Here is a 6,887-nt window from a genome sequence, read left to right as displayed (position 1 = left end):
TGGCTCGAGGGCGCGGTCCCACGCCGTCCCGAGTTCGGCGTCCACCGCGGAATGGAAGGCGGCGGGACCGGCGGCCATGAGGTGCCGGAGCCGGTTCTCGCCGATCACCACGTCACCGCTCGCGCCGGTCTGGCCGCGCCACATCCCGAGTTCGGGGGTGTGGGAGAAGCGTTCGCCGTCGACGAGGTCGCTCGGGTCCTCGGTGACCTCGAAGGCCAGCATCGACCACTTGGCCAGCGACTCGGCCAGGCGCGCACCGGTGCCGACCGGACCGATCCAGTCGACGATCGCCTTGCGGGCGCCCGGCTGGGCCGGCTGGTCCTCCCACCGCATAGCTGACGACGCGTCGAGCGTGCTCGCGAGAGCCCACTCGACGTGAGGGCACAACGCGGTGGGCGCGGCATGGATGAACACCACACCTGTCGTCGTATCCGCGAAATGGTTCAGATCAGACATCGCTTCACTCCCGACTCACTGAGGGACGTCTTCCCCAACGACCTCGCGAAATCGTGTGAACGATGATTCGTATGTGGTTGTAGTAGACAACTGTGCCTCAAGTGATGGAATTACACCAGCGACACTTCTGCATTCTCAGCAAAGTTACAGCACCGTAATCCCGCCGGTGTGAGTCCCGGGCGGCGTGTCGGGGACACTGGGCGATCAGCCTCCGAGTGAATCCTCCGGACGACTGCGCCGGGTGGCGGCATCCACCACGCGGTCCGACAGCTCCGGCCACAGCGGCTTGGCCCAGTCCCCGAAGTCACGGTCGGTGAGCACGACCAGGGCCGTCTCGATCTCGGGCTGCACCCACAGCAGCGTGCCGGACTGCCCGAAGTGCCCGAAGGTCCCGGGAGAATTGTGCTGGCCCGTCCAATGAGGGTGCTTGGCGTCACGGAGTTCGAACCCCAGGCCCCACGGGCACGGCTTGTGCATGCCGTACCCGGGCACGACGCCGTCGAGGCCGCGGAACTGCTCGGTCACCGCCTCCTCGAGGGTCTCGGGCGCGAGGAGCGTCGGGGCGACGAGTTCGGTCGCGAAGGAGATCAGGTCGGCGAGGCTGGCCGACGCTCCGTGCCCGGCCGATCCCTCGAGAGCCGTCGACCCCATCCCGAGCGGCTGGCACACGGCCTCGGTGAGGTAGTCGGGGAACGCGATCCCGGTGGCCTCCGCGATGTGGTCGGCGAGGACCTCGAAGCCCGCGGAGGAATAGATGCGCCGCTCCCCCGGCCCGGCGCGGACCTTGTCGCGATCACTGAAGTCCAGGCCCGAGGCGTGGGCCAACAGGTGGCGTACGGTCGACCCCTCGGGCCCGGCGGCCTCGTCGAGGGAGATCGCCTCCTCCTCGACCGCGAGCAGTGCCGCGACGGCCACGATCGGCTTGGTCACCGAGGCGAGCCGATAGACGCGGGTGTCGTCGCCGCGCACGGCCAGGGCCCCCTCCGCACCGACGACCGCCGCCGAGACGTTGTCCACCGGCCAGTCCTCGACCACCGCCAACGCCGCATGCAACCGGTCTCGATCGAACTCGTCCGACATGTGATCCTCCCGGGTGATGGCAGATCGGGCCGCCGCCGGCCGGATCGTCTACAGGTGCGGGGTCAGTGTGTCAGTTCCGCCGCCCCGTCCGGGGTCACGTCCGCGGCACGTCGCGCCGACGGAACCCGACCACCCCCGCGCCCACGAGGGCCACCGCCAGAACCAGCAGCACCATCACCCCCACCGTGTCGACCGGCCCGACGGGTGCCCGACCCACCGCACCGAACGGCGACAGGCGCATCTGAGACTCGGTGAGCCGGAGGGTGGGTCCCATGAACGTGACGACGGCCGAGACGGCGAACACCGCCCAGGCCAGCGCCTGAGCGCGCGGCACCAGTCCGAACAGGGCGACCGACAGGCCGACGAACACCATCGCGGCGGGCACCTGCCAGGATCCGGCCCCGACGATCCGACCCACCGAATCCGGGTCGTCGAGGGCGACGGCAGTGGCCAGGCCGAACGCCGCGGACCCCGCCGCGACGACAACTGCGGCTCCCACGGCCACGACCGCGGTGTGCAGCGCGAGCGCCGACCACCTGGAGCGGCCGGCCGCGAGTTCGAGCTCCAGCCGCCCCGAGGTCTCCTCACCCCGCAATCCGCCGAGGGTCTGCAGGGCGAATCCGGCGCCGAGGATACCGACGAACACCACGAGCATCTGCACGAGTGAGTCGACGAGTGCCGGGGACTCGACGAGGAAGCCCGCGAGGGCGGGGTTGGACACGATCGCCTCGACGACGACGTTCATCAGGGCGCCGTACATGGTCATGAGCGCCACGACCCCGAGGGTCCACCCGATGAGTGCGCCGAGGTGCTGGTGGACCGCCACGCCGAGCTCGGATGACCGCCACCTCGAGGCCGCGGCAGGTCCCGTGCGGGCGGGGACCAACCCCTCCCCGAGATCGCGGCGTCCGGAGAGCCACAGAGCGGTGCCGGACAGCGCCACGGCCGCCACCACGGCCACGACCAGCGGGAGGGCAGAGGGATCACCGAACGGACGCACCAGACCGAGCCACCCCAGTGGTGATGTCCACCTCACCCAGTTCTCGTTGGTGTCCCCGATGCCTCGCAGGACCAACGTGAGGCCGGCCAGGGTCAGGCCGGCCGCCCAGACGGTGCGGTTGTGGGCCACCACCTGCGCGAGCACCGCCGTGGCCGCGGCGTACACCCACCCGGTGGCGACGATAGAGGCCGCATAGAACGCGGCACCGGCCCGGTCGACCGGGATGGCCAGGGTCGACGCCCAGATCCCGGCGCCGAGGAGCAGGAAGACACCGGCGACGACGACGAGAGTTGCCGTGACCGGGGCGAGCCGACCCGTCCTGGCGGACAGCAGGAGTTCCGTCCTGCCGGTCTCCTCCTCCCGGCGGGTGGACCGGGCGGTCAGGGCGATCGCCATGATCGGGATGGCGAACGAGGCGATGGACGCGTACTCGTTCATCATCACCCCGCCCAGGGTGTCGAGTCCGGCCACGCGGCCGTTGAGCATCACCATCGCCTCGCCGAGGGAGGCCGAGTAGGTGGCGAGTTTCTCCGGGGTGTCGTACAGCGCGGCGACCGAGACGCCGGTGACCAGGTACAGCGCGACCAACCCGACGACCCACGCGGCCGCGGACCGCCACCCCGTCCGCAGGTCGATCCGCACCAGCAGGCCGGTGCCGGCCAGCGCGGAGCTCACTGTGGACCGCCACCGGTCGTGCCCGCATCCGCGGGTCCCGTTGCGGGTCCGGCTGTGGATCCCTCACCGGCCCCCGCGCCCGAGTAGGCGCTGAGGAAGAGGTCGTCCAGGCTGGGCGGGGTGGCGGTGAGCGTGTGTATCCCGGCCGCGTGCAGGATCCCCGTCACCTCGCCGAGCCGCTGGGCGGGCACGTGGCAACGGACGTCGAAGCGCCCGTCCCCGGCTGACTCGAACCGCAGACCGTCGACCCCGTCGACGGCCTCCAGTGCGCGGGGGTCGGTGTCGGTGACGGCGTGGACCTCGGTGGTGGTGTGGCGACGCAGGTCGCCCAGGGTGCCCGAGCTGATCGTGCGGCCGTCGCGAATGATGCTCACCCGATCGGCCAGCGCTTCGACCTCGCCCATGATGTGGCTGGAGAGCAACACGGTGGAACCGCCGTCGACTGCTTCCCGGACACAGTCCTGGAACACCTGCTCCATCAGCGGGTCGAGCCCGGAGGTGGGCTCGTCGAGGACCAGCAACTCGGCTCCGGACGCCAGCGCGGCGACGAGCGAGACCTTCTGCCGATTGCCCTTGGAGTAGTCGCGGGTGCGTTTGGTCGGGTCCAGGCGGAAGCGGTCGATCAACTCCGCGCGGCGTGCCGGGTCCAGTCCCCCCAGCGCCCGACCCAGGATGTCGATGCACTGGCCCCCGGTCAGCCGCGGCCACAGCGTCACCTCCCCCGGGACGTACGCCAACCTGGAGTGAAGGTCGACCGCGTCCCTCCACGGGTCGCGCCCGAACAGCGTCGCGCGTCCGGAATCTGACCGCATGAGGCCCAGCAGGATCCTGATGGTGGTGGACTTGCCGGACCCGTTGGGTCCCAGGAAACCGTGTACCTCGCCGCGGCGCACCTGAAGATCCAGGCCGTCGAGCGCCCGCGTGGCCCCGAAGGTCTTGACCAGGCCCTCGACGTGCACCACCGGGTCCGAATCTGAACGCATGACCATTCCCTTCGTCGAATCCTCCCGACCATCCTCTCCATCCTCGGCACAATGTGGCAATGCTCTCTCCGATGTCCGGACACAGGACCTTCCGCCCTTCGATCACCGACCGCCTCACCAAGGCCGTCATGACCGCCTCGGGCTCGCTGCCCGGTCCGGTGATCCAGCTGGCCGGCGGCGCACCCCGACGAATCGATGGTCAGGTGCTGGACCCGCACTTCCAGGCCGGGGTCCGCGTGATGTCCCTGCTGTCCGAGGGCGAGTACGAGGACATGCCGCTCGAGCAGGCGCGCGAGACCGTCGAGCGGTCGGCGTACACCGTCTCGGGGAACCGGATCGAGCTCGCCGTCGTCAAGGACCTCGTCCTGCCGCTCGCCGGCACCGGCCGTCCAGGCGACGACACCGCCCGGGTCGACCTCCCGGCCCGGTTGTATTCCCCCGTCCACGGCGATGATCCTCTGCCGATGCTCGTGTACTTCCACGGTGGCGGTTGGGTGCTCGGGAGCATCGACTCCCACGATGCGACCTGCCGGTACATCGCCCGCATGGGTGGCCTCAAGGTGCTCAGCGTGGACTATCGATTGGCCCCCGAGTTCCTCTTCCCCACTGCAGCCGAGGACGCCGTGGCCTCGTTCCGCTATGTGCGGGACAACGCCGAGTCCCTCGGGGTGGACCCCACGCGAATCGCCGTGGGCGGGGACAGCGCCGGCGGCAACCTGGCGGCGGTGGTGTGTCAGCAGACCCGCGATGCGGGTGAGAAGACCCCCGACTTCCAGCTGCTGTTCGTCCCCGCGACCAACATGTCGGCGCGGACCCGCTCGTTCGAGTTGTTCGGCGAGGGGTTCTTCCTCACGGGGAAGAACATGGACTTCTACGAGAACACCTACCTGCGGTCGGACGCCGACCGTCTCGACCCCCGCGCCTCCCCCCTGCTGGCCGAGGACTTCTCCGGCTTGCCCCCGGCGCACGTCGCCACCGGCGGCTTCGATCCGCTACGCGACGAGGGCGAGGCGTATGCGCGGAAGATGGCCGACGCCGGGGTCAAGGTCTCGCTCCGGCGGCACTCCACGATGGTCCACCCGTTCGTCAACGCCGTCGGCGCGACCCCACTCGCCCGCGCCGCGCTGTCGGAGGCGGTGGGCGCGCTGCGGATGGGTCTGGCGTACTGAACCCTCGCCGAGAGTCGCCCCGGTCACGGTGTCGACCCGCTTACGGTGTCGCACCGGTAGACCGGACGCGTCGGTCCGCCCGGTAGCCCTCGGCCGCGAGCAGGGCCAGGGCGAGGCCGAGCAGGACAAAGGTGACGGTGTCGACCCCCCGGATCGTCTCCCCGAGCGCGAACGCCACGGCGACCAGCAGCACCGGTTCCAGGTACCCGAGGAGCCCGAACAGGGGAAGCGGGAGCAACCGCGACGCGGCGAGGTACGCCGCCATCGCCGCCGCCCCGGCGAGGCCCACCGAGAGAAGCGCGACGGTGCCCGCGACCGAGGACGGATGCTGGGTGCCGGACCAGATCAACCATCCGCTGACAGGCGTGAGCGCGGCGACCTCCCACCCGAACGCCATCGGCGCGTCCATGCCGACACGGCGGCGAACGACGAAGTAGACCGGGTACCCCGTACAGATCACGAGCGTCACCCAGGACACGCTCGGTGTGACCGCGATGTTGACGACGACGGCGACGGCGGCGATCCCCACAGCCACCCACTGCCAGGTGGACACGCGCGACTTGAGGACGACCCGGCTGCCGATCACCAGGGCCAGCGGCAGGAGCAGGAACCCGATCGACGCATCCAGGGCGTGGCCGTGCAGCGGTGCCCAGGAGAACAGCCAGAGCTGTACCCCGACCAGGGCGCAGAGCAGCCCGAACACCAGCGGAGACCACCACGTCCGCGTGAGGGCCGCCCACGAGTCACGGGCCATCGCGCGTCCCGAGGGGAAAATCAACACGAGGCTGTAGCAGGCGAAGGTCACCACGATCCGCCACCCGAAGATCACCTCGGCCGAGGCGTCGATCACCCCGGAGAGGTAGAAGATCAGGCCGAACAGGCTCGACGCCACGACCACGGAACCAGCCCCGCGCGCGGTATCGCCGATGGCCCCCGTCCGATTCATGGGGAAGAACATATAGTCGACCGGCCCGGTGCGGGTGGAGGCCCGCACGCGGTCGCCGTCTCATCAGCGGAGCGGGGGGCACGTCTTGGTGAACCTCCGGAGAGAGTTCGAGAACCCCTGCCAGGCCTTCAGAACGGTGGCTTCTCTCAGGTCGCCGGGGTCTACCGGCGGGATCGAAGGCCTCTGGAGCCGTCTGTGGAGGACTCGCGGGGGCGGATGGTGCGCGCAAATGAGATGACTCGAACCATTTTGAGCCCGGCGCAGGTGGACGAGCTGGTGGGCCTTTACGAGGCGGACGCGACGATAGTAAAGCTGGGTGAGCAGTTCGTCGCGCAGCGCCGAACTGCTGCCTCGCGTCTTCGGGCGTGGCATCGCTCACCTGACCGCTGGCGGCGTCCGCAACTGAACGAGATCGACCGATGAGCGCGCCGTCTCCGGGGACAAAAGTAGCGACATCCGAGCCCCGATCCACCGCCAGTACAAAGAGCTACTGCTAGACGCAGGTCCGCGCAATCACGCGTGCGTGGGCCTCCCGCTCGACTTAATCGATTGGGGTGAGGTCAAGCCCCTAGAAGTGG

At 69.8% G+C, this 6,887-nt stretch carries 7 protein-coding genes; 2 read left to right on the top strand and 5 right to left on the bottom strand.

The window, feature by feature from the left end:
* From G6026_RS10830 to G6026_RS10815, 4 genes are all read right to left on the bottom strand, one after another.
* On the bottom strand, positions 1-456 hold a 456-nt coding region (locus tag G6026_RS10830; protein WP_182613185.1), incomplete at its 3' end, for a DUF3145 family protein.
* A gap of 204 nt (positions 457-660) precedes the next feature.
* Positions 661-1,536, bottom strand: coding sequence for a serine hydrolase domain-containing protein (locus G6026_RS10825; protein ID WP_182613184.1), 876 nt, complete (start codon positions 1,534-1,536; stop codon positions 661-663).
* A 94-nt stretch (positions 1,537-1,630) separates the two neighbouring features.
* A complete protein-coding gene (locus G6026_RS10820; protein ID WP_107756146.1) occupies positions 1,631-3,211 on the bottom strand; it encodes a hypothetical protein in 1,581 nt (526 codons plus the stop codon).
* The gene (locus G6026_RS10815; protein WP_182613183.1) at positions 3,208-4,194 is read right to left on the bottom strand and encodes an ABC transporter ATP-binding protein; all 987 of its coding nucleotides are present in this window, start codon (positions 4,192-4,194) and stop codon (positions 3,208-3,210) included. The genes G6026_RS10820 and G6026_RS10815 overlap by 4 nt, the downstream gene beginning before the upstream one ends.
* A gap of 59 nt (positions 4,195-4,253) precedes the next feature.
* Between G6026_RS10815 and G6026_RS10810 the strand changes: the two genes are divergently transcribed.
* Positions 4,254-5,363 (top strand): alpha/beta hydrolase, encoded by a 1,110-nt coding sequence (locus G6026_RS10810; RefSeq protein ID WP_241725788.1) that lies wholly within the window; start codon positions 4,254-4,256, stop codon positions 5,361-5,363.
* Between the two features lie 40 nt (positions 5,364-5,403).
* Here the strand turns inward: G6026_RS10810 and rarD are convergent, their stop codons facing one another.
* A complete protein-coding gene (gene rarD / locus G6026_RS10805; protein WP_241725786.1) occupies positions 5,404-6,309 on the bottom strand; it encodes an EamA family transporter RarD in 906 nt (301 codons plus the stop codon).
* A gap of 216 nt (positions 6,310-6,525) precedes the next feature.
* Between rarD and G6026_RS10800 the strand changes: the two genes are divergently transcribed.
* Complete coding sequence (locus G6026_RS10800) at positions 6,526-6,732, top strand: hypothetical protein (RefSeq protein ID WP_182613182.1); 207 nt, start codon at positions 6,526-6,528, stop codon at positions 6,730-6,732.
* The last annotated feature ends 155 nt before the right edge of the window (positions 6,733-6,887 follow it).

The organism is Dietzia sp. DQ11-38-2, assembly GCF_014145055.1.
GTDB lineage: Bacteria > Actinomycetota > Actinomycetes > Mycobacteriales > Mycobacteriaceae > Dietzia.
This window is presented reverse-complemented; position numbering and strand designations above follow the sequence as displayed.

Coding starts and splice junctions, on each gene's coding strand:
- G6026_RS10815 (WP_182613183.1), bottom strand. CDS start 4,194: ATGCGTTCAGATTCGGACCCGGTGGTGCACGTCGAGGGCCTGGTCAAG.
- rarD (WP_241725786.1), bottom strand. CDS start 6,309: ATGAATCGGACGGGGGCCATCGGCGATACCGCGCGCGGGGCTGGTTCC.
- G6026_RS10800 (WP_182613182.1), top strand. CDS start 6,526: ATGGTGCGCGCAAATGAGATGACTCGAACCATTTTGAGCCCGGCGCAG.
- G6026_RS10825 (WP_182613184.1), bottom strand. CDS start 1,536: ATGTCGGACGAGTTCGATCGAGACCGGTTGCATGCGGCGTTGGCGGTG.
- G6026_RS10810 (WP_241725788.1), top strand. CDS start 4,254: ATGCTCTCTCCGATGTCCGGACACAGGACCTTCCGCCCTTCGATCACC.